This window comes from Paenibacillus sp. FSL R10-2199 (assembly GCF_038000235.1).
Taxonomy (GTDB): domain Bacteria; phylum Bacillota; class Bacilli; order Paenibacillales; family Paenibacillaceae; genus Paenibacillus_AQ; species Paenibacillus_AQ phytohabitans.
The window spans coordinates 5,762,206-5,786,510 of the sequence record NZ_JBBOBO010000001.1 but is presented as its reverse complement, the minus strand read 5'-3'; the positions used below and the strand labels follow the sequence as shown (position 1 = coordinate 5,786,510).

The following is a 24,305-nucleotide window of genomic DNA, read 5'->3' as shown; positions in this document are numbered from 1 at the left end:
ATGCAGAAGTGGCATCATATTTTTCATAAAAGCACGGGACTGAGCCCCTATGTATGGGTCGTTTTTTACATTCTTCCGTTCTATTCGATCTTTCGCTCGGCCTCGGCAGGCCGCTGGGTATACGGAATTCTGATGATTATCGTCTTCTTCGCCTGCTATGTGCTGGCGTTTAAATCGAAAGGATGGGTAGTCTATTTCTGGACCAGTGTGCAGATTGTTGTCTCGATAACGATGACGCTGCTCTTCGGGTATATGTACTTTGCGCTGTTCCTGGCTTTTTTCATCGGAAATATCCAGAAAAGGGCCGCGTTCTTCACCCTGTACTCGATTCATCTGCTGACAACGATCGTGGCCATCAACTATGAGCTGATTACGCGTAATCCCGTGTTCCTCTCGCAGCTGCCGTTCGTGCTGGTCAGTATCATTGCCGTGGTGCTGCTGCCGGTCACGACCTATAACCGCAACAATCAGGATAAGCTGCAGGGACAGCTGGAGGATGCCAACAAACGGATCTCCGAGCTGGTCATTATGGAGGAGCGCCAGCGGATCTCCCGTGATCTGCATGATACGCTGGGGCAGCGGCTGTCGCTGATTGGCCTTAAGAGTGACCTGGCAGGCAAGCTGATCACCAAGAATCCGGCGCAGGCCCAGATCGAAATTAATGATGTCCGGATGACGGCCCGCAGCGCCCTCAAGGAAGTCCGGGAAATGATTACCCAGATGCGGGGCATCCGGCTTGAAGATGAGTTGATCCGTATCCGGCAATTACTCCAGGCGGCAGAGATTGGCTACATGCTGGAGGGTGACCCTAACCTGACCAACACTTCCCTGATTACCGAGAATGTGCTGAGCATGTGTATGAAGGAGGCCGTGAACAATGTGGTCAAACATAGCGGTGCCTCGCTGTGCCTGATTCAGATTGAACCTTCCCGGACCGACCTGATCATCAAGGTGAAGGATAACGGCGCGGGAATTGAAGGGACTAATCACTACCATAAAGGTCATGGACTGCAGGGGATGAGGGAACGGCTTGAATTCGTCAACGGCAGTATGGAAGTGGTGCGTGACGAAGGAACAACGATTGTCATTAAGGTGCCAAATGTTGCACAGCGGCCGGAAATGGAGGTAAACGTGTAATGATTACGATAGTGATTGCCGAAGATCAGCGCATGCTGCTGGGGGCGCTCGCTGCCCTCCTGGATCTGGAGGAGGATATGAAGGTTGTGGGCCGGGCAGGCAACGGGGAAGAGGCCGTGAAGCTGGTGAAGCAGCATCAGCCGGATATTTGCATCATGGATATTGAAATGCCGGCCATGACGGGTCTCGAAGCGGCGGAAGCACTGAAGGGATCGGGCTGCAAAATCATGATTCTGACCACGTTTGCCCGGACCGGTTATTTCGAACGTGCGGTTAAGGCCGGAGTTGATGCCTATCTGCTCAAAGACAGTCCAAGCGAAGAGTTGGCCTTGTCGATCCGCAATGTGATGGACGGCAGACGGATATACGCGCCGGAGCTGATGGATGAGGCTTACAGCAGCGAAGCTAATCCGCTGACGCAGCGTGAGAAGGAAGTGCTGGGGCTGATCGCGGACGGCAAGAATACGAAGGAGATCGCCAGCCAGCTGTATATTACGACCGGAACGGTCCGCAACTATATCTCTGTGATCCTGGACAAGCTGGATGTCGGCAACCGGATTGAAGCGATCACGCGCTTTAAGGAAAAAGGCTGGTTTAAATAAAATAACTTGCTTGGAATATTGAAACGGCAGCTGTCTTCTGTGACAGCGGGCCGTTTCTTTTTTTTGCAGACAGAGACAAGGCTTATTCTAGTGGTAGGGCAGACGGGCAGACGTAAGGAGTGGAGCAGACCCGGACTTTGCTTGAAGCAGAGAAACCAGCCTGGCTCTAACTGCATTTAGTGCAACTAAAATCGCCTGAAAGTACGAGTTAAGCAGGATAACTGTATTTTATACACTTATATAGACTGCCTTTCGTTGAATGATCACTTTTCGTAATTTTTAGTTGTACAGAATACAATTAACGGAACAAATCCGCTGGAAAGCCTGTTTTTAACTGTACGAAATACACTTATTCCCTGCCTGCGCTAACTGGATAAGTAAGCTAGGTCATATTAACTATTTTAACCCTGTGACAGTCTTCTGGATTGGATCGGTGGAATATTTTTGCTAAGATAAATGCAAACATGTGATCTTATCCGTTGAAGTTGGGTAATAACTTGCATGTGTCATAACCGCACTCCTATTTATGCCGCGTATATCCTATTTCAGCCGGGAGGAATCTGATTTGCCTGAACTTACTTCATCATACGTTGATTCACTTGCACCCAATGCTGCAGCCATCAAGAACGGTCAAGGTCTGGTCCGCAAAAAAAGCTTCATAGAGCTCCATCAGTCGGAGGACGGAGAGCTGCTGTTTGGAAAATGTGCAGGGAGCGGCAAGACTCCCTATGAGTGTTCTGTGGATTTCATCGTGCCGGACAATCCGGTATTCCGCTGCAGCTGCCCCAGCCGCCAGTTTCCCTGTAAGCATGCGTTAGGGCTGCTCTATGCCAAGGCCGAAGGTCAGACGTTCAGCCCCGCCCCCGTTCCTGAAGACATAGCCTCCAAGCGTGAGAAGGCCGAGAAGCGGGAAGAGAATAAGGTGAAGCAGGCGGCCGAAGGGGCAGATTCTAAGCCAAAGAAGGTTAACAAATCCGCGCTTAAGAAAAAAATTACCGCCCAGCTTGAAGGGCTTGATATGCTTGAGAAGCTGGAGCTGGGGTTCGTCCGCGGCGGACTGTCCACCATTGACCGTTCGAGCATGAAGACGATTCAGGAGCAGGTGAAGCAGCTTGGCAACTATTATCTGTCAGGAGCACAGATTGAGCTGCGCCGGTTCACGATTCTCATGTTCGGCGGCAAGGACCAGGAACAGAACTATACATATGCGATGGAGCAGCTGTCACGGCTTCATGCATTTATTAAGAAGGGGCGGGCGTACCTGTTGGCACGGAGCGAGGACCCGGAGCTTGCACTTGATCATGAATCGACCATCGATGAGTGGCTGGGGCATGCCTGGCAGCTGAGTGAACTGAAGGAATACGGGCTGGTGAAGGAAGGGGCAGAGCTGCTACAGCTCGCCTTTTACAGCTTCAATGATATGGCCCGGCTGGAATATGTGGATCTCGGGTATTGGGTGGACCTCACTGCGGAAGGCGGGAAGATCCACCGGACGCTTAATTACCGACCGTATAAGGCCGCTAAGCTGATGCGGGAGGAAGACAGCTTCTTCGAGATTGCTGTTGTCCCTCAGCTATATACTTATCCGGGAGATATGAATGCCCGGGTCCGTTTTGAAGCCATGTCTCCAAGAACAGTGCAAGGCCCGGATATAGAACGGGCTACTGCCCAGGCTCACCGCTCCTACGCGGAAGCTGTCAAGATAGTGAAGAATCAGATTAAGAATCCTCTCAGCGACAAGCTGCCGGTGATGCTGCTGCATGCCGCCAGTCTGGGCATTACGGAGAGCGGCCAATATGTCATAACGGATGAATCCGGCAGCAGGCTGGCGCTGGAGGATATTCCGTCCCTGCCGCAGGGAACCGTGCATATGCTGCCGTTTGTGCCGGCTGCCGCGCATACGGATTGCTACCTGCTGGTGATGTTCGAGCATAACCTGGACAAGGGAAGGCTGACTGCCCAGCCGCTGACAGTCATTAAGGGTGAAGAAATCATCCGGTTGCTGTATTAGAAGTTCAAGGAAGGACAGCGGCGAGCATCTGAATTCTAATTAAACTCAAGTTCATTCATATAGGAGGACAGTCCATGAGCACAGCGTTATTACAGGAGCTGCATCAGGAGATTAGAAGACTGTATATTGCCGGAAGCGGGTTAGCGGCTGGAGACTTCCGCCTGAAACGACTGCTTCCGCAGTTTCAGCAGCTGGGGGAACGCGCACCGGTCTTTAAGAAGCTGGGCGAGGGCGTGGCTTCATTGCTGGAGCCTGACGGTGCTGAAGAGGCCGCTCCCGGTGTTCAACTGCAGGAGCTTACGCTGCTGCTGGAGTCGGTGCTGTATACCCAGGGGACAACAGCAGTTGACGGAACCCCTGGACCTTTGCCGGCCTTGAGCTTTGAACTTAAGACGAATCAGCCCTACCGCAAGATTGGTGCCGTTCAGCAGGCGCTCAGCACAACGGGAAGCGGAAGATATGAAATTGTAATTGATGCTTTCAAGGAAGGTGTTTTTCAGGATTTGCGGCTGCTGCCGCCGGCAGTCTCGGCGCTGAACGATCCTTATTCGGAACTTGCAGACTTTGCGATGACCGATATTCTTCCGTCCTATGGACCGGACATTGCCGGATTCCTGTTCGAAAGCTTGGATCCAGCCGGCGGCAGGAGCGAGGTCCGCAAGCTTGAGGTGATCGGCAAGGTGGGAGGAGACCGGTATCTGGAGGAGATGTTCCGCATCGCCGGAAGCGGCAGTGAAGACATCCGGGTAGCCGCTATGAAATGGCTCGCCGGTCATGAGCAGTATGTGGATGCACTCTTGGAGTGGACAACAGATAAGAAGAAGGCCATCCGTGAAGCTGCCTTCTCGGCGCTGGCTGCAGGCGGTTCGCAGCAGGGCGGTGAACGGCTTGTGGAGGCTTTCACGGCGAAAAAGGACCGTGAGATGGTTGCCGGTGTACTGGCGGGCAGAGCTTCCGCAGAGGTGTCTGATAAGCTGGCGGCATTGTTCATGGAAGAACTGCAGAAGGCGCCGCAGAATAATGCAGACAAGAAGCTCACAGAGGACGCATGGAATAGCCTTCTTCCATTCTTGACCGCTCTTCGCCATGAGTGTAGCCCGCAGCTGGATGAAATCTACAGCTATATCCTTCAGGAATATGCCAGGTTTTCCCCGCTCGGCTGGATTCCGCTCATTGACCAGGCAGCCTGGTATAAAGAGAATACTCCGGGCGGAGCTGCACTGGCAGAGCTGGAGGCGCTGGAGAAGCGGAGTGTGCGTTTCCTGCCGAATTACTTCCACGCCGCCCAGCGGGTGATGACGCCCAAGGAGCTGTATAGCCGGTTCGGCGGAACCTTTATGGACAAATTGAAAGCGCTGGTGGGCAAGGATGCCAAAGATGCGGCTCAGCGCGCCCAGCTGCTGATTAATACGATAGAGGAGCAGGTCGTGGATATCCGCCGGAGGGCGTATGAGGTAGAGTGGGATGCTGCAGGAATCAGGCAGCCTTACAGCAGGGAGATGCTGTCAGCCGAGGAAATTGCGGCAGCCTGGGATTCCCGCTGGCTGGACTGGTTCATTCAGCATGATGCGGTGAACCTGGCAAGCGCTTTTGCCCGGCCGGGTCATAAGGGCGTGCGGGACTACCTGCTTGGCAAGCTGCAGGAGCCATTTAAACGCACGACGTATGATCTCCTTTCGAATATTTTCAAGGGTCTGGAGAGGGCCGGGGTGCCGGAGCCGGAGCGTCTTGAGCTGCTGATGACCGCCCTTGAGAATAAAAATGTTCATACAGCTTACACATTTGAGCTCTACTTATTTAAACTGATGGAGCGCTTCCCGGCCAGCTATGCTGGACGTCTGGAAGCGATTGTCCCTAAATATAGATATGAATGCAAGCAGCAGCTGGAGTATGTGCTGAACAGCTTGAAGAGTGCGCAATAATCCTGGGCGGATGTAGCTTGAGAAATCTAATTGAAGAGTTCTTATAAAGGAGAGGTGTTCATGTCGACGGAACAAAGTCAGCTTCAGGATTACATGCGTCTGCCAGCCGAGGTTCTATACCGTGAGGAACTGGAGGCCTTACGCAGGGAAGATACAGGCCGTATCCCTGCCGGGTGGCAGATGTCGCCGCGTTCGGTGTTAACGTTCATTGCCGGAGGCAAGGCGGGCAAGACCGTGATTACCCCGAAATATATCGGTAACACGCGGCTAATCGAGATGGCGGTCGCCACGCTGGTAACAGACCGGGCGCTGCTTCTGATCGGTGAGCCGGGAACGGCAAAGTCCTGGCTGTCCGAGAATCTGGCGGCTGCGATCTACGGCAACTCGGGCCTGGTTGTGCAAGGGACTGCCGGAACCAGTGAGGAGCATGTACGTTATTCCTGGAACTATGCCATGCTCCTGGCGAACGGGCCAACGCTGGAGGCGCTGGTCAAGAGTCCGATTATGCGGGCAATGGAGGACGGCGGGCTAGCCCGGTTTGAGGAGATCTCCCGCTGCGCTTCCGAGGTGCAGGATGCGCTGATCTCCATCCTCTCGGAGAAGACGATCTCCGTGCCGGAGCTGGGCAAGGAGACCAGTGCCCGCAAAGGCTTCTCCATTATTGCCACCGCCAACACGCGCGACCGCGGCGTGAACGAAATGTCAGCGGCGCTCAAGCGCCGGTTCAACATCATCGTGCTGCCGGCACCGTCTGATCTGGAGACCGAGCTGTCGATCGTGAAGAAGCGGGTTGCAGAGATTGCTTCTTCGTATGAGCTTCAGGCTTCTGTTCCGGCGGATGAAGCACTGTTCAAGGTAGTGACGATCTTCCGCGAGCTGCGCAGCGGCATGACGCTCGACAAGAAGGAGAAGGTGAAGACACCAGCCGGTGTAATCTCCACAGCGGAAGCCATCTCCCTGCTGACGAACAGCATGGCCCTGGCAGCCAGCTTCGGCAGCGGAGAATTGACCGACGGGGATCTGGCTGCCGGCCTGCAGGGGGCTATCGTCAAGGATGATGACAAGGATAAGCTGGTCTGGAAGGAATACCTCGATAATGTAATGAAGAAAAAAGGAGCGGATTGGCGCGGATTGTATCAAGCCTGCAAGGAGATGAACGAGTGAGTGGGGCGGCTGTTGCTGCCGGTGTGAATATTTTCGGGGTGCGCCATCTGTCTCCGGGCGGTGCGAAGCATCTGCTGGAATACTTGAATGAGCTTCAGCCGACCGCTGTCCTGATCGAAGGACCCGGCGATGCGACTGACGAGATCCGTCATTTGACTCACATCGTCACGAAACCTCCGGTTGCAATTCTGGCCTTTACTGAGGATTTGCCTGTGCGGACGGTGCTGTGGCCGTTTGCTGTCTACTCCCCGGAATACCAGGGGATGCGATGGGCGAAGGAGCATGGGGCAGAAGCGGAATTCATCGATCTTCCCTCATCCGTAACCCTGGGTCTGCAGGATGCCCTGCGGCTTGAATCCGGGAGCAGGCCGGTGCTTAAGCCTGCGGCGGATGAACAAGGTGAGCCTACGGATGATGAGCTGCAGGAGCAGGAATCGGTGTACAGCCGGATTGCCCGGCTCGCCGGTGAATCTGATTATGATATGTATTGGGAACGCAACTACGAGCATAACGCCAGCAGCGGAGCGTACCGTGCGGCGATACTGGCGTTCTCAGCCCGGATGCGTGAGCTGTCAGAGTCCCGGGAGCTGGTAGAGCAGCCCCGCGAATATGCTTATAACGCGCTGCGCGAAGCTTATATGCGGCGCCAGATCCGGAAGAAGATTGAAGCCGGCCATCAGCCGGAGAAGATAGTAGTGATCTGCGGCGCTTACCATGCTGCTGCACTGGCAGACCTTGCAGACGGGATGACCGACAGCGAGCTGGCGTCACTGCCTGCACGCAGCACGAAGCTGACACTGATGCCGTATTCGTATTACAAGCTCTCTACAATGTCCGGCTATGGTGCAGGCAACGGGGCTCCGCATTACTTCGAGCTGATGTGGGAGCTGATGGAGTCCGGCAGGGCTGAGGAGCTGCCGCATCTCTACCTGTCCTCCGTGGCTAGGCAGGTACGCAGATCCGGGACGCACCGCTCCACGGCTGAAGTCATTGAAGCGGTCCGGCTGGCAGAGTCGCTGGCAGCACTGCACGGCGGGAGCGCGCCTACACTGCGTGATCTGCGCGATGCCGCCCAGACACTGCTCGGCCATGGCGACCTCTCGGTTGTTGCCGAATCGCTGGCCCGGGTAGATGTCGGTACGGCGATTGGCAGCCTGGCCGAAGGTGTCAGCCAGACACCGATCCAGGATGACCTGAACCGGCTGCTGAAACGGTATAAGCTGGAGAAATATAAGTCCACTGTAGCCAGTGACCTGGCGCTCGATCTGCGTGAGAACCGCCGGGTGTCCAGCGCTGAAGCGGCCTACCTGGATCTGCACCGTTCCGTGCTGTTTCACAGGCTGGAGCTGCTGGGCATATCCTTCGTGCGGAATATGCCAAGCGGACAGTCCGGGGCAACCTGGGCAGAGCACTGGATTATCCAGTGGTCACCGGAGGTGGAGATTCAGGTGGTTGAATCGACGCTCCTGGGCGAGACCATTGAAGTCGCTTCAGCTTATGTGCTGAAGGAGAAGCTGCTGGAGTGCCGCTCCATTACTGATGCGTCTGCGCTGATCCGCATCGCCTGCCAGTGTGCGATGACCTCGCAGATGGAGGAGAGCAGCCGGGTGCTGCAGAGCCTGGCGGTGGACAGCCGCGATGTAGTTGCTATTGCCGCCGCTGCCCGGGAGCTGGCGACAATTATCGGCTTCAGCGATATCCGCAAGGTGGATACCGCTCCGCTCGTGCCGCTGCTGGAGGAGCTGTTCCGGCGCGGCTGCCTGTTCCTGCTGGATGCGAGCGGCTGTAACGACGAAGCTGCGGCGCTGATGATCAGCGCCATGAATGAGCTGAACGGCATCTCGCTGGAACATAGCGGGACTCTGGATACTGCCCTGTGGCTGCAGGAGCTGCAGCAGCTGTCACAGCGGGATGACCGTAACCCCCGGCTGTCCGGCTTCGCCTGCGCGATCCTGATGGAGCGGGCTGCGGTCTCTGCGGAAGATGTGGCCGCAGAGGTGTCACGCCGGCTGTCTCCGGGTATCCCCGCTGATCTGGGGGCGGGCTGGTTCGAAGGGCTGTCTATGCGTAACCGCTATGGGCTGTTGTCGCGGATGAGCCTGTGGGAGCAGCTGAATGATTATATTAATGCTCTGGACGATGAGGAATTCAAACGTGCCCTGGTCTTTCTGCGCCGGGCATTCAGCACCTTCTCTCCCCGGGAGAAGACGATGATCTCCGAGCTTCTGGGTGAGCTGTGGGGTGTGAACACAGAACAGGCTGCTGAGATTCTTACAGGCGAGCTGAAGGAGGAGGAAGCCAAAATGCTGGATGAGCTGAACGATTTTGACTTCGGTGACCTATAGATGGCGGAGGATATTAAGGATAACGGGCGGAACGGGGCTGTGTCGCGCTGGAGGCTGATATTGGGCCAGGAAGCGGAGGAAGCCTTATCCGGTTACGGGGCAGGCGGCGGGCCTACGCTGACCGAGGAAGAGCGGATTATGGATGCGGCGCTGGCAGCCATCTATAATGAGGCAGGTGCTGGCGGAGCTGACGGGACCTCTCAAGCGGGTTCAAAGGGCAGAGGGGCGGGATCAGCGCATGCCGCTATTAACCTGTCCAAATGGCTTGGGGACGTGCGCACCTTCTTCCCGGAGGATGTTGTCTCGATTATCCAGAGTGATGCCATGGAGCGCAAAGGCTGGAAGCAGCTGCTGTTCGAGCCGGAGCTGCTGGCGGCAGTGAAGCCGGATATCCAGCTGGTCGGTACGCTTCTGGCACTCAAAGGCAAAATTCCTGAGAAAACAAAGGACACCGCAAGAATGCTAGTCCAGGCACTGGTTGATGAGCTGGTCAAGCTGCTGGAGACGGATATCCGCCGTGCCGTCACCGGCGCGCTGAACAAGCGGCAGCATTCTCCGCTGCCGTCCCTGAGCGGGCTGGACTGGAAGCGGACCATTGAGCGCAATCTGAAGCATTACGATGCAGGGCGGCGGATGATTATCCCCGAGCGGTTCTTTTATTTCGACCGGGCACGCCGCAGCAAGGAATGGACCGTGATCGTGGACATTGACCAGAGCGGATCGATGGCCAGCTCTGTCATCTGGGCTTCGGTCATCGGCTCGATCTTCGCCAGCATTCCGGCGCTTAGCACGCGTGTGGTCGCTTTTGACACTGAGGTCGTAGATTTGACTGAGCAATGTGCCAATGATCCTGTAGACATGCTCTTCGGCATTCAGCTTGGCGGGGGCACGGATATCCATAAGTCCGTGAAGTATTGTGAGCAGTTCATTGAGGAGCCGAAGAAGACGCTGTTCATCATTGTTTCCGATCTGTATGAGAACGGCAACCAGGCCGGACTGGTCCGGCGGATGCGTGAGCTGCGCGAATCCGGTGTGCGGACGATGACACTGCTGGCCCTGTCGGATGAAGGGAAGCCTTCCTACGACGAGCGTCTGGCCGCCCAGCTCACCCGTGACGGAACCCCTTGCTTTGCCTGTACTCCGGCGTTACTTCCTGTTTTGGTCGAGGGAGCGCTCAAGGGCCAGGATCTCGGTGAATTGTCCAAGCGTCTGGGGATGGCGCGATAATTTTTAGGAACAGGAAACACTTACTTTATAATCACATATTGTGTAACATGCATATATGATTTATAATCGGTTATTAAAAAGCACCTATCGCTAGGCGCTGCTTGAAAGGAAATGAATTTCTTATGTCAAGTAAGTTGAGAGCGGGTATTGTTGGCGGTACCGGAATGGTCGGCCAGCGTTTCATTGCACTTCTTGAGAATCATCCCTGGTTTCAGGTAACGGCTATTGCCGCGAGCGCGAATTCGGCCGGCAAGACGTACGAAGAGTCCGTCAAAGGCAGATGGAAGCTGTCCACACCCATGCCGGAGGCCGTTAAGAGCATTATGGTTCAGGACGCCTCCAAGGTGGAGGAAGTGTCTGCGGATGTGGATCTGATCTTCTGCGCTGTAGATATGAAGAAAGAAGAAATCAAGGCACTGGAAGAAGCCTACGCACGCACCGGTACTCCGGTTATTTCCAACAATTCCGCGCACCGCTGGACGCCGGATGTTCCGATGGTGATTCCTGAGATCAACCCTGAGCATCTTGAGGTGATTGCCCAGCAGCGCAAACGTCTGGGTACCGAAACCGGATTTATCGCTGTCAAGCCTAACTGTTCCATTCAGAGCTACATGCCTACACTGCATGCGCTTCATGATTTCAAGCCTTCGAAGGTTGTTGTGACAACGTATCAGGCAATTTCCGGAGCCGGTAAAACCTTTGCCGACTGGCCGGACATGGTGGACAACGTGATTCCATTCATCGGCGGTGAAGAAGAGAAGAGTGAGCAGGAGCCTTTGCGGATCTGGGGGAAGGTAACCGAAGAGGGGATTGTCAAAAGCGAACAGCCAGTAATCACCACACAGTGTATTCGTGTACCGGTTGCTGATGGCCATATGGCTGCGGTATTCGCCTCCTTTGAGCAGAAGCCTAGCAGGGAAGAGATTCTGGAACGCTGGAACAGCTTCCAGGGACGTCCGCAGCAGCTGGGACTGCCAAGCGCACCTAAACAGTTCATTACCTATTTCGAAGAAGAGAACCGTCCGCAGACCCGTCTGGACCGTGATATTGAGAACGGAATGGGAATTTCGGCCGGCAGACTCCGTGAGGATTCACTCTATGACTACAAATTTGTCAGCCTGTCCCACAACACTGTAAGAGGTGCTGCCGGCGGTGCTGTCCTGATCGCTGAGCTTCTGAAGGCTGAAGGTTATATTCAGCCGAAATAAGCAGCAGCAACAGCTTCATTTCAGTTCGTAATGCAGCCTGCCGGAGCCTCTCCGCGCAGGTTGTTTGCGGTTTTACCTGACATTACCCCCGGAATAATGGTAAGATAGAGGAATGCATGACGAAAACTGAATACCGACGGAGTGATATTGTGGCAAAAAGTAAAGGCGGCGGCACAGGCAGAGGGACAGGGAGCAAGGGCTGGACCCGCTGGAATAAGACGGCGAAACCCGTGAAGCCGGCAAAAAGCGGACCTCCCGGAAGCCCGGGTACCAAACCGGGAACTAAGGGAGCAGGCGCAGCCAAGGGCGGCGGCGGAGGCAACAAAACCGGAGGCAGTAAATAAGGCGGCCATGTGCCCATATGCAACATCTGATTTGTAAGTGAATCAGGTGTTCTTTAATATGTAGGGCAGGAAAGCGGGTACTGGAGTGAGAATTAATAAATATATAAGTGAGACAGGCGTATATCCGCGCAGAGAGACGGACCGGCTGATTGCGGCGGGACGGATAACCATTAAGGGTATAGCCTGTGCAGCGGGGGCCAGTGTTGAGCCTGGAGATACGGTGGCCGTTGACGGCGTTACGCTGAGCCCGGACCGGGAAGAACGGGTCTATCTGGCTCTTAACAAGCCAGTTGGGATTACCTGTACAGCTGCCCGGCAGGTGGAAGGGAATATCATTGATTATGTCGGTTATCCTTCCCGGATCTTTGCCGTCGGCAGGCTGGACAAACAGTCCGAAGGGCTGATACTCATGACCAATGACGGAGCCGTGGTTAACCGGATGATGCGCTCCGAGCATGGGCATGAGAAGGAATATAACGTTACGGTGGACAAGCCGGTGACTGAAGCATTCCTTCAGGAGATGTCAGCCGGTGTGGATATTCTCGGGACCCGGACCAAGCCTTGCCTCACCCGCAGGATCACGGACAACGAGTTCGCGATTGTTTTAACCCAGGGACTGAATCTGCAGATCCGCCGGATGTGCAAAGAACTGGGTTACCGGGTGCTCCGCCTGGAGCGCATCCGGATCATGCACATTACGCTCAGCGGCCTTGAGCGGGGGCAGTGGAGGCATCTGACCGCAGAAGAGCTGGCTGAACTCCACTCCAGACTGGACGCAGAGAAATAGGGATTCACAGCATTTAAGCGTTTGCTGACATACTGACAAACCATCAGGAGGATCAAATGAGAATAATAAGTTTGCTATTAGCGCTAATGGTTATAGCCGGTTGCTCGGGAACCGGCAGTAATGAATCTGCGGAGCCGCCGGAAGCATCTGTGACTTCAGAAGCAGCAGCACAGTCAACTGCACCACAAGCCTCTCCGGCGGATGCAACCGCTGATTTTACGGGGGAAGTACCGGAAGTCTCCCCGGAGATTTCGGATAAATATTCAGGCTTCTTACATATGGATGCCGTTCAGCTGAACGGGCAGATCTACGAGGTGTATTACTGGAACAAAGGGGAGTTTACGTATACGCAGTTTGCGGTTGTGAAGGACGGGAAGATTGTCTTTGACAGCAAGCAAGCCGGAATTAAGATTGAAGGCGGCAATATCTGGAGTGAGGAAGATGATCTCTGGGCGGAAGCGCTTGTGCAGAATAACCATGCCACCTTTTTGTTCAGTCTGATGGATAACCGTCCTGAATCATCCTATATTGTCGTTGAGGAAATCGACGGAGTCATGCAGGTAACTGTTAACGATAATGTATCAGTGAACTATGAGGATACGGATCAGGACGGAGATGAGGATTTGCTGGCAAGTCCCTTTTCCGGGCAATTGCCGCTTGGTCCAGCGCTGGTAGGCGTGTATGAGCTTCAGGGAACACGGTATGTACCGGATAAGACCCTCACCAAGCAATATGCGGAAGACCAGCTGCGGCTAAGTGAGCAGGAGTACAAAAATAACCCCACAGACCTGACATTGGACAGCCTGCTCAGTGCTTATCTGATTCTGGAGAAGCGTAGTTTTGCGTTGACGCGGTTTGAAGAATTCTATGAGTGGGCAGGACAGCGTGCCGGAGACGGCGGTTTTGTGGACGAATATTATGACCGCTTGAAGAAGAACGAGACGCCGGAATACTTCAGCGGATGGATGGACAAGCTGGAGCCATTGCGTACAGAGAGATAAACCTGGACTTGTCTGTTCAATTATAAAAAGGGATTCCGGAGGCAGCGGTTAATGGCCTCCGTGAATCCCTTTTTCAATTCCGTACAATATCAAGTGGCGGACTCTGACGCCTGAAACTGCTTGTTATACAAATCCCTGTAGACCCCGTTGTCCGCCAGCAGAGAAGCATGTTGTCCAGACTCCACAATAGCGCCGTCCTGAACGACAAGAATGGTATCGGCAGCCATAATGGTGGAAAGCCTGTGGGCGATAACGATGCTGGTCTTGCCCAGCAGCAGCTGATGCATCGCCTGTTGGATATAGAACTCCGACACTGTATCCAGTGACGAGGTGGCTTCATCCATGATGATAATAGGCGGATTCTTGAGCAGCACGCGGGCGATCGAGATCCGCTGCTTCTCTCCGCCGGACAGCTTGATTCCCCGGTTACCGACTACCGTATTGTAGCCTTCAGGCAGCTTCATAATGAAATCATGAATATAAGCGGCTTCACAGGCGGCAATCATCTCGGACTCCGTGGCACCGGCGCTTGCATAGAACAGATTCTCTTGGATGGTCCCGTTGAACAGATATGTGTCCTGGGTAACCAGCCCGATCTGAGAGCGTAGGGAGTGCAGTGTGAACTCACGGATATCCTTGCCGCCGATGCGGATCACACCCGAATCCAGTTCATAGAGTCTGGGGATGAGGTTGGTAATGGTTGTTTTACCCGCTCCGCTGGGGCCGACCAGCGCAGTCAGTGATCCGGCGGCAGCCGTGAAGGAAATTTCCCGCAGGGCCGGTTTGCCCGGCTGATAGGCGAAATTCACCTTGTCGAAGACGATATCCTGGCCGTCAGCACTGCTTGGCAGGGCCAGCGGCGAATCCACAATCAGCGGGTCCATATCGAAATAGTCAAAAATCCGTTCAAACAGCGCCACCGACCGGTTCACATCCACATACAGATTGGTCATTTGCATGACCGGCCCGTATAATCTGCCCAGCAGCGCCACAAAGGTGATAATCGCACCAACCGTCAGCTCTCCCTGGATAAATAAATAACCCCCGTACAGATAAATCAGCATGGGCCCGATACTGGTGAAGGTGGTGAGGACCAGCATAAACCAGCGTCCGGCCATCGATTCCCGGATCTGCAGGCGTGTCGCCTGGGCATTAACGGTTCTGAAGCTCGCCAGCTCGTTGTCTTCCTTGGTGAACAGCTTCATGAGCATATATCCGCTGAGACTGAGCGTTTCCTGGATGATCTGGTTTTGCTCGGAGATCTTCTCCTGGGTTTCCTTGGCCAGCTTCCAGCGCACATTGCCCATTTTGCGGGTTGGCATAATGAACAGGGGGACAACCAGTATGCCCAGTAGCGCCAGCTTCCAGTTCATGATAAACAGAGTTGCCGCTGTCGTAGTCAGAATGAACAGATTGCTGGCAAAATTGACGATGGTGCTGTTGAACACGCCCTGTATCCCGGCAATATCACTGGTCATCCGGGTGATGACTTCCCCTTGCTTGACCCCTGAGAAGAACTGCAGCGGCATGCCCTGCAGATGGCGGTACATCTGATTTTTCATATCGTGGACAATATTTTGTGAGATAAAGGAATTCAGGTAATTCTGCAGCACGCCCAGCAGACCGGACACTACAGTTGTACCGAGCGAGGCGAGGACGAGCAGAACCAGCAGCCTCAGGTTTTTATCAGGGAGCGCGCGGTCAATAATATGCTGAATCAGGATCGGAGGAAGCAGCCCTAGCACTGCAGTAATGCACAGCACAATCATCACCAGAAGGGTCTGCTTCCAGTAAGGAAGGAAATATTTCACGATGCGGAGCAGCAGCGTCTTGGATATATCCGGCTTCGCCTCATCATCATCGAACTTTAATTTGCCATGCCCGGGTCCGCCGAATCCCATTGGACCGAAACCTCTGCCCATTATTCATCACCAGCTTTGTGTGTTATTTAAGTTATCCTGATTCCGGGTCAGCTGTTCAAGCAGCTGTGAGTGCATTTGAATGAGCGACTGGACTTCTTCTCCGGAGAAATGATCCAGTGCCGCTCCCAGCATTTGGTATGAGTAGGCGTCTTCGTTATATTGCCTGCACAGCGCTTCACCTGCCGGTGTGAGATTCAGCCTCGTTTCCCTGCGGTCTGCCTCGGAGGTGGTCCGGGTCACCAGTTCCTTCTCGGCCAATGCATCAATATGCAGGCTTACGCGGCTCTTGGCAAATACCAGACGCTCCGTTATTTCCTTCTGCGATTGACCGGGATGCTTGAGGAGAGAATTCAGTATACCGATCTGATGCACGGTTAATCCGAGATCCGCAGCGCTCTGATGGGCCAGCTTACGGAGCTGGCGGGCAACGGCGAGCAAGGAATGATACACCTCTATCGTTTGCGCCGGATCTGTCATGGGGCAACCTCCTCTGACCTGATAATAGTTTCTTTTGTTAACAGTTAACAATGTAAACTGATTATACGCCTGAATATTCCAAAAGTAAATGTTACGCTGAAATAGCGGTAAACAGGTTATGCCGGAATGCACAATAAACACCCGCAGCGCCTGTGTGAAGGCAGCTGCGGGTGTTTTTGGAATTGAAATACACTCATTTATTTAAGCTCATTCCGGAAGCATTCCGCTTTGTATAATCCGCCCGAACGCCCTCGCGGTCTCACGGATATCCTCCGCTCCGGCAATGGCCGAGATTACGGAGATTCCGTCTGCACCGGCCCGGATCACCGGCAGGGCGTTATCCAGGGTTATACCGCCTATCCCTACCAGGGGGATATTAAGCCCGCTGCGGCGGAGCGTATCAATGACAGCCGTCCCTTGAACGGCTTCGGCATCGTCTTTGGAGGAGGTGGGGTAGACCGGACCGACCCCGAGATAATCGGCTCCGTCCGCAATCGCCTGCTGCGCTTCCGCGAGATTATGGGCGGAAACGCCGATGATCTTGTGCTCACCGAGCCGCTGGCGGATCGTCCGGGCCGGCAGATCATCCTGGCCGGCATGGACCCCGTCTGCATCAAGTGCGACCGCCAGCTCCAGGTCGTCATTGACGATGAACGGAATCCGCCGGTCCCGGCAGATTGCCCGGAGCTGCTGTCCAAGCTCAAGCAGAGCGGCGCCGGTCAGAGCACCGGGACCCTTTTCACGGAACTGGAATAAGGTGATTCCCCCGTCTGCTGCGGCAGATAAAATCTCGGCTGGAGAGAGGCGGCAGTTCACGCTGCCCATAATGAAATATACCTTAAGGAGCTTGCGCATATCCTCACTGTCAATCCGTTTCATAGCTGCTGCCCCCCTGATCTGATACGGTTCCCGTAAGCAAAATGATTGGTCGGCCCTTGTCCTGCCCCGATGTTCAGACTGTCCTCAATGGCTGCCTGAATGAAGGCTTTGGCTGTATGCACCGCTTCATTTATAGAGTGGCCGAGCGCAAGTCCTGCCGCCACCGCCGCCGAGAAAGTACAGCCGGTCCCATGCGTATGCCTGGTCTCAATCCGCGGACTGGTCAGATATTGGAATTCCCGGCCGTCATAGAGCAGGTCCACCAGCTGATCGCCTGCCGGATCATGTCCGCCCTTAAGAACAATGTACTGCGGACCCATCTGATGAAGGAGTCGTGCAGCCTGTTCTCTGTCTGACATTCCATTGATCTTCATCCCCGTGAGAATCTCTGCCTCGGGAAGATTGGGGATAACCACAAGAGCCAACGGCAGCAGTCCGGTAATCAGTGCCTGCACGGCTTCCTGCAGCAGCAGAGCGGACCCGCCCTTGGCAATCATTACCGGGTCGATCACAAGCCGCTGCTGCCAGCCGTACGCTGTCACCTTATCCGCTACAACACCGATAATCTCACTGCTGAACAGCATACCGGTCTTAATGGCATCTGGCGCCAAGTCGCTGCCAATAGAATCCAGCTGCGCAGCAACGGCTTCCGGCTCCAGCGGATATACACCTTGAACACCTAAGGTATTCTGTGCCGTGACCGCTGTGAGCGCGGACATTCCGTAGACTCCAAGCTCCTGGAAGGTCTTCAGATCAGCCTGGATACCGGCACCGCCGCCGCTGTCAGAGCCGGCAATCGTTAACGCTTTACGTATACGGGTCATCGGGTATTCTCCTTTAAGAGGTGCGTTTTATTGTTCAAGCAGCTGCAGGCGTGACCGGCTGCTGTAGATATCTGGTGTCACCAGGGACAATTGATTCAGGAACTCCATCTGGAAGCTGCCGGGTCCTTGTCCTTCCGCGGCTTCTGCGGCAATCTCGGCTGCCACGCCGTAGAATGAGAGTGCTTCGGCAGCTGCCTCAAGCGCATTCCCGCCGCTTACTGCAAGAAATGCGCCTACTACGGCACTGAGCAGACAGCCGGTTCCCGTCACTTGGGTCAGGATGGAATGGCCGTTGCTGGCGATGTAGGTGCGCGTGCCGTCGCTAATGATATCCTCCTTGCCGGTGATGATCACCACGCAGTTCAGCTTCCGCGCAGCCTTGTTCGCCAAGGCGATCACATCGCCTTCACCTGCTCCGGCATCGACGCCTTTGCTCGCCCAGCGCTCTCCGGCGACATTGGCTACTTCGGCCACATTGCCGCGCAGAGCGGTCAGCTGCAGCTCACCCAGCAGCTTCGCGGTAACGTCAGTGCGGTACGGTGTAGCACCTGCTCCAACGGGATCAAGCACGAGCGGGACACCATGCCGGTTCGCGGCTTGCCCGGCCTTCACCATTGAAGTGATGATAGCTTCATTCAGTGTACCGATGTTCAGCACGACCGCCCCGGACATCGCGGCAACATCCGCCACCTCTTCCAGTGCGTCGGCCATGAACGGGGAAGCCCCCAGCGCCAGCAGTCCGTTAGCGGTGAAATTAGCCACTACAATATTGGTAATGTTATGTACGAGCGGATTTGCCTGCCGTACCTTGGATAGAAAAGACATGATTATTCCTCCTGAAAGTTTTGATAGCATACGCATCCTTGAGATCATTTCGCAAAACTAACTTCGAAAGCATGTTCTATAAATTAATAAAAGCATCCGCACTGTCAACTTCCTCAGCCAGCAGACCGCCCTCGCTCAGCCATTTGCGCACATTCTCCCAGGAGGCGGTATCCTGATAACCGAAGGGCTGTGACCCGGCGTCCATCAGCGGCAGCAGAATCTCCAGGCTGCGCTTCTCGATGGCTTCATCAAGCGGTGCAGTGGCATCCTGATGCTTCAGCAGAAGCTTCAGCGCCTGCTCCGGCTGCTTAGTGACGAATTGCTGACCCTTGCGCGCAGCATTCATGAACTTTTGGAAATATTCCGAGGAATTCTGCAGACCCTGGTCACTTGCAACCAGCACCAGCTCATAATAATCAGGAACCCCGTAGTCTACCGGATTGAACGAACGCACAGGATGGCCCTCCTGCTCTAATATCAGCTGCTCATGGTTGATGAAGCCGCCCATAATTCCATCCACACGCCCGGTGGATAGGGCAGGGATAAGCTCAAAGCCAACGTCAATCAGCTTCAGGGAGGCGGGATCGCCGCCATCGGATTGGATCATAGTGTGCAGCATGGCTTCATACAGCGGAATGGAGGAGTAACCGGCTTGCTTGCCTGAGAGCTCCCCGGGGCGGGTTATTCCGCTGTCTGCGGAAACCATGAGATGGTTCAGGGGATGCCGTACCAGAGCGGCAACGGATTTGACCGGAATCTGCTCTCCCCGGGCCATCAGCACCTGCGGCTGGTAGCTGAGGGCCAGATCGACTTGTCCGGCAGCTACCAGTTTCAGCGCGTCGTTGCTGTCGGCAGGCATCTGTATCTCAACATCAAGCCCCTCTTCGGCAAAATACCCCTCACTCTGTGCCGCGTACAAAAAGGAATGAACGGCGTTCGGATACCAGTCGAGCATGATCGTCAGCTTATGGGCTGTACCGTCTGCGGCTGCCGCCGGAGCGGATGATGCCGATGATGAGCCGGAGCCAGCCGGTCCGTTATTGCCAGCCGACCCGTTATTGCCGGCGCAGCCTGGCAGAACCAAGAGAACAGACAGGAGCAAAACATAAGGCAGCAACTTATAAGGTTGAGCACTACGGGTGTAGAGATAACGGTTATAGCGGATTGGAGTCATGAATAACGTCCTCTTTTCTTCAGAAATAACTTCTCGAGCGTAGCAATACACAGAAACAAAGTGATCCCAAGGGCGGACAGCAGCACAACAGCGGCAAACATCTCGGCACTTTGCAGATTGCCGGCCATTCTCCGGCTGAAATAACCAAGCCCCCGGCTGCCTCCAAGCCATTCGCCGATGGTAGCGCCAATGACGCAGTACACCACCGACAGCTTCAGTCCGGAGAAAAAGGACGGCAGGGCCAGCGGAACAGCAGCCTTGCGGAGAATCTGCCAGCGGTTCGCGCCAAGCGTCAACAACAGCTCGCGGTACTGCTCCGTATTCTTGCCCAGCCCATCGTAGATGCCGACAACCACCGGGAAGAAGGCGGTCAGGAACACTACGGCAACCTTGCTCCACAAGGTATAGCCGAACCACATGATAAACAGGGGAGAGAGGGCAACCAGCGGAATCGTCTGGCTGATAATCAGCAGCGGATACAGCGCTTTGGCCAGCGGCCTGAACAGATGCATGCCCGTTCCCAGCAGACTGCCGCAGAAGACGGACAGAGCGAAGCCTGTTAGTACCTCAAGCAGCGTTGCAGGCAGGTGAACGCCGAAGAGTAAATGCCTGTCTTCCATCAGAGCAATCCAGATGGCAGTGGGAGCCGGCAGGATGAACGGAGGAATCAGCCCCAGCCGGGACACCGTTTCCCAGACCGCAAGAATCAGCAGCACAAGCAGAATAGCCGGGCTGTACTCCCGCAGCAATCTTCTATAGAAGACGGTTGTCATACAGCTTCAGCTCCAAATCCTGCCGCAGGGCAACAAACTGCGGTTCGTAATTCTGACTATGATGTCTGGGGCGGGAAAGACCGGTGATGAACTCCTGCATACCGCCCCCGGCACTGCCGGTCATCAGATAGATGCGGTCACTAAGCAGAAGCGCTTCTTCAAGGTCATGGGTAATGAACAGCACAGTCTTGTCCAGTCCTGACCATAATTCCAGCAGCCAGCGGTGAAGCTCCCGCTTGGTTATGGCGTCCAGTGCCCCGAACGGCTCGTCCAGCAGGAGCAGCTCATTCCCGGCGGCAATGGTGCGGAGTACCGCAACCCGCTGGCGCATGCCGCCCGACAGCTCATGCGGATACGCAGCCCCCGTATCACCAAGACCGAACTGCTGCAGCATGCTGCGGATCTGAATAACGGCTTCCTCTTTGGAGCCGTTCCGCTTCAGTTCCCAGGGCAGCAGGCAATTGTCCAGTACGGTTCTCCAGGGCAGCAGGAGATCCCGCTGCGGCATATAGCCGACCTGGCCGAGCCGCTCCGAGGCGTTATTAGGCGGTTGCCCATGCAGGGCAACCTCGCCGCTGCCGGGTTCCAGCAGGCCGGCGATAATCTTGAACAGCGTACTTTTGCCGCAGCCGCTGGCACCCACGACGGAGATGAACTCGCCGCGGCGGACCTTCATGGAGATTCCGGAGAAGACCGGAGCCCTTGAAGCTGCGCCGAAAGAATAGGACAGGTTAGCGATGTTGATCATAGGATGGGGAAGCAAGCCTCCTTAGGGAAAAGTGTTTACGCTACGAAAACAAGAAAGACCCATCCATTTCCGGAGGAAATGAATGGGCCTGAAGGTACAGTCAGTTTGCAAAGACGCGGAACCGCTGATACATTCTGCTCCACTTCCCTCCGCTGGTATGATCCAGATCAGGTTCCAAGGGTCCGGAGCTTAAGCTCCGTCTCAGTCGGCCGACTCCCCTAGTGAAATAACAGGTGCTATTGAATTCGTAATTGCTACTTAATATACCATAATTTCCCCGGTTGTAAAGAGCCTGTGCTCAGCGCTTGGAGAGGCCGGTGATGAACAACGCAACAATTCCCCGCGAGATTTCCTCTTTGGAGGAGCCGTTCCGTTTCTGTTCATACAGGTAAAGATCGGGACTAAGTACAGAGATCAGCGCTGTGGCAGCGAAGCGGGGATCGATCCCGATAATCTCTCCATTCGCGGATGCGCGGTGCAGAAGTTCACCCATAATCACTCCGAGCCGCTGGAAAAAAGGATGTTCGAACTGGGTAAGCTGCTTCTTGCCGGTGAATTCGGATTTGATCATGTTCAAGAGCTCCGCATATTGCTCAATGAAACCAACGACCTGCTCAATGCTGCTCTGCAGATGCGCGAGGGCAGCCGTTTCACCAGCGCTGGCAGCAAGCTGCTGTTCCATCCCCGACAGAAACTGCTCGGTGCTGTCCAGCAGCAGGGCCGAACAGATTTCGCCCTTATCAGTGAAGCGGCGGTAGAGCGATCCCTGCCCTATACCAGCCCGTTTGGCGATGCCGTACATACTGACAGCTTCGAGGCCGCTCTCGGTGAACAGCTGGCGGGCCGCCTCGAGTATCCGCTGCATATAAGGATCTGCGGGTTCTTTTGCAGCGATGTCTGTGTTCACTGTGTTATCTTTGTTCTCTATGATCCCCGGAGCTGATGTTACAGGTTCAACTTCTGTCTCTGTTTTTTTCATGATGTCCCCTTTCATATAAAGTAAATCCTGCCCATAATACAACATTTCCCTCATTCGATCGGCCTAAATCCCAAATTGTTGTATAAAATGCATTATTTCAGCTTGTTCAAGCAGTTTAACAGAACTATTCTTGCATTTCATACAACAATCCATCCGGAAACCCGGCTATCCATGAATCAAAGCTGCAAAATATACAACATTTATGCCTACAGTGCGTCCTAAGAAATCTCTATTCTGCCGGTAAACGAATCAAGTGTGGGGAATTGGCGTATTCCGCTTGACACATCGGACAATTGTCCGTAGACTATGAAATGCGAACGCGGACAATTGTCCGTTCACTAATTATATAGACAAACCTGCCCGCAGGTCAACGTAGTTGAAGCGGACACTTCAGGAGGAGAAGGAGTATGGATCAGACCTTGAAGCAGGATGCCGATTTCCGGTTATCCGGCATTCTAGTTCCGCTGCTGGCGATTATTGCCGGCGTATTTATGGTCGTGCTGGATAGTACGGCAATGAATGTGGCATTGTCCAGACTGGTAGTGGATTTCAATACAGACCTGCATACGCTGCAGTGGGTCGTAACCGGGTATATGCTGGCGCAGGCTTCGGTCATTCCGCTGTCAGGCTGGCTGTCTGACCGGTTCGGGGCTAAGAACGTCTTTTTGACAGCTGTTATTGTGTTTACGATCGGCTCCATTCTGTGTGCAACGCCAAGCAGTGCAGAATGGCTGGTCGTTTTCCGGGTATTGCAGGGTCTTGGAGGGGGCTGTGTGCTCCCGGTCGGGATGGCTTATGTGTACAGACTGGCTCCGAAGAGTAAAGTCGGCGTTGTTATGGGGATTATGGGAATTCCCGTTTCCCGTGCTGTTCGCTCCGGCGATTGGTCCTGTATTGTCAGGCTGGCTGGTGGAATACCACTCCTGGCGCTGGATCTTCCTGATTAATATCCCCATCGGTATTATCTGTGTGCTGATCGGGCTGCGAAAGCTGCCGAATGCGGCGAAGAACACCGTTCCCGGCATGGATAAATTCGGAATGGTGCTCGGACCGCTGGCTTTTGCTTCACTCACTTACGGTGTAAGTCAGGGTGCGCAGAGCTGGACCTCGGACAAAACGCTAATCGGGTTATCTCTGGGAGCTGTTGCACTGATTGCCTTTGTCATTGCCGAGCTGCGTTCCAGGACCCCTTTACTGGAGCTGCGGATTCTGAAATCCGTGGATTTCACCACCGGAATTATCGTGCAGTGGATCGCCCAGTTCGGCTTATATGGTGCTTTATTTCTACTGCCGCAGTTTCTGCAGCAGGCCCGCGGCTTCGGCGCATTTGATACCGGATTGACCCTGCTGCCGCAGGCCATTGCTTCCGGGCTGATGATGCCAATTGCCGGAATTCTGTTCGACCGGATCGGGGTGCGCTGGCTGGTGGTTTGCGGACTCAGTCTGGTCTCTGGCGCATTGTTTCAGTATTCCCATGTCGATCTGACCACCCAGAGCCGTGATCTCATTCTTCCGCTAATCATGTGCGGTGCAGGGATGGGGATGATGATGATGCCGATGAATACGCATCTGCTGAACAAGGCGCCAGGCAATCTGGTCAACCGGGTAACCTCACTCACCAACTCCATGCAGCAGGTCATTAACTCACTTGCAGTGTCAACACTGGTTACGATTCTGACGGCCAGAACCTCCGCGCGTGGTCTTGAAATGCAGGAGGCGGCAGCCGCTGCCGGGCAGACGGTGGACGGAGTCTCGAAGGAAGCCCTGCAGCTGGCCAAGCAGACTGTATTGGCCCAAGGCTTTGCCGACACCTTCCACATTATGATTTTTGTAGCTTTAGGCGGCGCCGTCCTTGGACTGCTGCTGCGCAGGGGCCGCAAACCAGAAAGCGGAGGCTCCAGGGAGAAAGCGTTGCCTGAAATCATGCACGGTTAATAGGTGCATTCACATTCATAA

The 24,305-nt window shown here is 54.7% G+C and carries 22 protein-coding genes and 1 riboswitch; of the genes, 13 read left to right on the top strand and 9 right to left on the bottom strand.

From position 1 onward, the window contains the following. The 11 genes from NYE33_RS25380 to NYE33_RS25330 all read left to right on the top strand — a co-directional run bounded on the left by NYE33_RS25380 (position 1) and on the right by NYE33_RS25330 (position 13,748). Positions 1-1,137 (top strand): sensor histidine kinase, encoded by a 1,137-nt coding sequence (locus NYE33_RS25380; RefSeq protein WP_042136703.1) that lies wholly within the window; start codon positions 1-3, stop codon positions 1,135-1,137. Next, positions 1,137-1,739 (top strand): response regulator transcription factor, encoded by a 603-nt coding sequence (locus NYE33_RS25375; RefSeq protein ID WP_042136705.1) that lies wholly within the window; start codon positions 1,137-1,139, stop codon positions 1,737-1,739. The genes NYE33_RS25380 and NYE33_RS25375 overlap by 1 nt, the downstream gene beginning before the upstream one ends. A 565-nt stretch (positions 1,740-2,304) precedes the next feature. Further along, positions 2,305-3,750 (top strand): SWIM zinc finger family protein, encoded by a 1,446-nt coding sequence (locus NYE33_RS25370; RefSeq protein ID WP_341068142.1) that lies wholly within the window; start codon positions 2,305-2,307, stop codon positions 3,748-3,750. A gap of 74 nt (positions 3,751-3,824) precedes the next feature. Further along, on the top strand, positions 3,825-5,672 hold the full coding sequence (locus NYE33_RS25365) for a HEAT repeat domain-containing protein (RefSeq protein WP_341068141.1): 1,848 nt from the start codon (positions 3,825-3,827) through the stop codon (positions 5,670-5,672). 60 nt (positions 5,673-5,732) lie between these two features. After that, complete coding sequence (locus NYE33_RS25360; protein ID WP_341068139.1) at positions 5,733-6,836, top strand: AAA family ATPase; 1,104 nt, start codon at positions 5,733-5,735, stop codon at positions 6,834-6,836. Continuing rightward, on the top strand, positions 6,833-9,181 hold the full coding sequence (locus NYE33_RS25355; RefSeq protein WP_341068136.1) for a DUF5682 family protein: 2,349 nt from the start codon (positions 6,833-6,835) through the stop codon (positions 9,179-9,181). The genes NYE33_RS25360 and NYE33_RS25355 overlap by 4 nt, the downstream gene beginning before the upstream one ends. Beyond that, positions 9,182-10,408 carry a VWA domain-containing protein gene (locus NYE33_RS25350; RefSeq protein ID WP_341068134.1) on the top strand — a complete coding sequence of 409 codons (1,227 nt, stop codon included), beginning with the start codon at positions 9,182-9,184 and terminating at the stop codon, positions 10,406-10,408. A gap of 122 nt (positions 10,409-10,530) precedes the next feature. After that, on the top strand, positions 10,531-11,616 hold the full coding sequence (gene asd, locus NYE33_RS25345; RefSeq protein ID WP_340946254.1) for an aspartate-semialdehyde dehydrogenase: 1,086 nt from the start codon (positions 10,531-10,533) through the stop codon (positions 11,614-11,616). Between the two features lie 146 nt (positions 11,617-11,762). Continuing rightward, positions 11,763-11,960: a DUF3934 family protein gene (locus NYE33_RS25340; RefSeq protein WP_340948955.1), complete on the top strand. Its 198-nt coding sequence runs from the start codon at positions 11,763-11,765 to the stop codon at positions 11,958-11,960. A gap of 85 nt (positions 11,961-12,045) precedes the next feature. Next, positions 12,046-12,747 carry a pseudouridine synthase gene (locus tag NYE33_RS25335; RefSeq protein ID WP_341068131.1) on the top strand — a complete coding sequence of 234 codons (702 nt, stop codon included), beginning with the start codon at positions 12,046-12,048 and terminating at the stop codon, positions 12,745-12,747. A gap of 56 nt (positions 12,748-12,803) precedes the next feature. Next, on the top strand, positions 12,804-13,748 hold the full coding sequence (locus NYE33_RS25330) for a hypothetical protein (protein ID WP_340987469.1): 945 nt from the start codon (positions 12,804-12,806) through the stop codon (positions 13,746-13,748). 89 nt (positions 13,749-13,837) lie between these two features. Here the strand turns inward: NYE33_RS25330 and NYE33_RS25325 are convergent, their stop codons facing one another. The 9 genes from NYE33_RS25325 to NYE33_RS25285 all read right to left on the bottom strand — a co-directional run bounded on the left by NYE33_RS25325 (position 13,838) and on the right by NYE33_RS25285 (position 22,349). Further along, positions 13,838-15,670 carry an ABC transporter ATP-binding protein gene (locus tag NYE33_RS25325; protein ID WP_341068128.1) on the bottom strand — a complete coding sequence of 611 codons (1,833 nt, stop codon included), beginning with the start codon at positions 15,668-15,670 and terminating at the stop codon, positions 13,838-13,840. 6 nt (positions 15,671-15,676) lie between these two features. Beyond that, positions 15,677-16,147, bottom strand: coding sequence for a MarR family winged helix-turn-helix transcriptional regulator (locus NYE33_RS25320; RefSeq protein WP_076244724.1), 471 nt, complete (start codon positions 16,145-16,147; stop codon positions 15,677-15,679). Positions 16,148-16,354: 207 nt separating this feature from the next. Continuing rightward, on the bottom strand, positions 16,355-17,026 hold the full coding sequence (gene thiE / locus NYE33_RS25315) for a thiamine phosphate synthase (RefSeq protein WP_341068124.1): 672 nt from the start codon (positions 17,024-17,026) through the stop codon (positions 16,355-16,357). Beyond that, a complete protein-coding gene (gene thiD / locus NYE33_RS25310; RefSeq protein ID WP_341068121.1) occupies positions 17,023-17,850 on the bottom strand; it encodes a bifunctional hydroxymethylpyrimidine kinase/phosphomethylpyrimidine kinase in 828 nt (275 codons plus the stop codon). The genes thiE and thiD overlap by 4 nt, the downstream gene beginning before the upstream one ends. Before the next feature lie 27 nt (positions 17,851-17,877). Beyond that, positions 17,878-18,675: a hydroxyethylthiazole kinase gene (thiM, locus tag NYE33_RS25305; protein ID WP_231575364.1), complete on the bottom strand. Its 798-nt coding sequence runs from the start codon at positions 18,673-18,675 to the stop codon at positions 17,878-17,880. 76 nt (positions 18,676-18,751) lie between these two features. Next, positions 18,752-19,849 (bottom strand): ABC transporter substrate-binding protein, encoded by a 1,098-nt coding sequence (locus NYE33_RS25300; RefSeq protein ID WP_341068116.1) that lies wholly within the window; start codon positions 19,847-19,849, stop codon positions 18,752-18,754. Then, complete coding sequence (locus tag NYE33_RS25295) at positions 19,846-20,622, bottom strand: ABC transporter permease (RefSeq protein WP_042136737.1); 777 nt, start codon at positions 20,620-20,622, stop codon at positions 19,846-19,848. The genes NYE33_RS25300 and NYE33_RS25295 overlap by 4 nt, the downstream gene beginning before the upstream one ends. Next, on the bottom strand, positions 20,603-21,370 hold the full coding sequence (locus tag NYE33_RS25290) for an ABC transporter ATP-binding protein (RefSeq protein WP_341068112.1): 768 nt from the start codon (positions 21,368-21,370) through the stop codon (positions 20,603-20,605). Before NYE33_RS25290 ends, NYE33_RS25295 begins: the two co-directional genes overlap by 20 nt. A 127-nt stretch (positions 21,371-21,497) precedes the next feature. Then, positions 21,498-21,600, bottom strand: a riboswitch (TPP riboswitch). A 68-nt stretch (positions 21,601-21,668) separates the two neighbouring features. Then, complete coding sequence (locus NYE33_RS25285) at positions 21,669-22,349, bottom strand: TetR/AcrR family transcriptional regulator (RefSeq protein ID WP_341068109.1); 681 nt, start codon at positions 22,347-22,349, stop codon at positions 21,669-21,671. Positions 22,350-22,756: 407 nt separating this feature from the next. On the opposite strand from NYE33_RS25285, the gene NYE33_RS25280 reads away from it, so the two are divergent. After that, a complete protein-coding gene (locus NYE33_RS25280) occupies positions 22,757-23,296 on the top strand; it encodes an MFS transporter (protein WP_341068107.1) in 540 nt (179 codons plus the stop codon). Beyond that, positions 23,214-24,284 (top strand): DHA2 family efflux MFS transporter permease subunit, encoded by a 1,071-nt coding sequence (locus tag NYE33_RS25275; RefSeq protein WP_445669792.1) that lies wholly within the window; start codon positions 23,214-23,216, stop codon positions 24,282-24,284. Before NYE33_RS25280 ends, NYE33_RS25275 begins: the two co-directional genes overlap by 83 nt. Positions 24,285-24,305 lie beyond the last annotated feature (21 nt).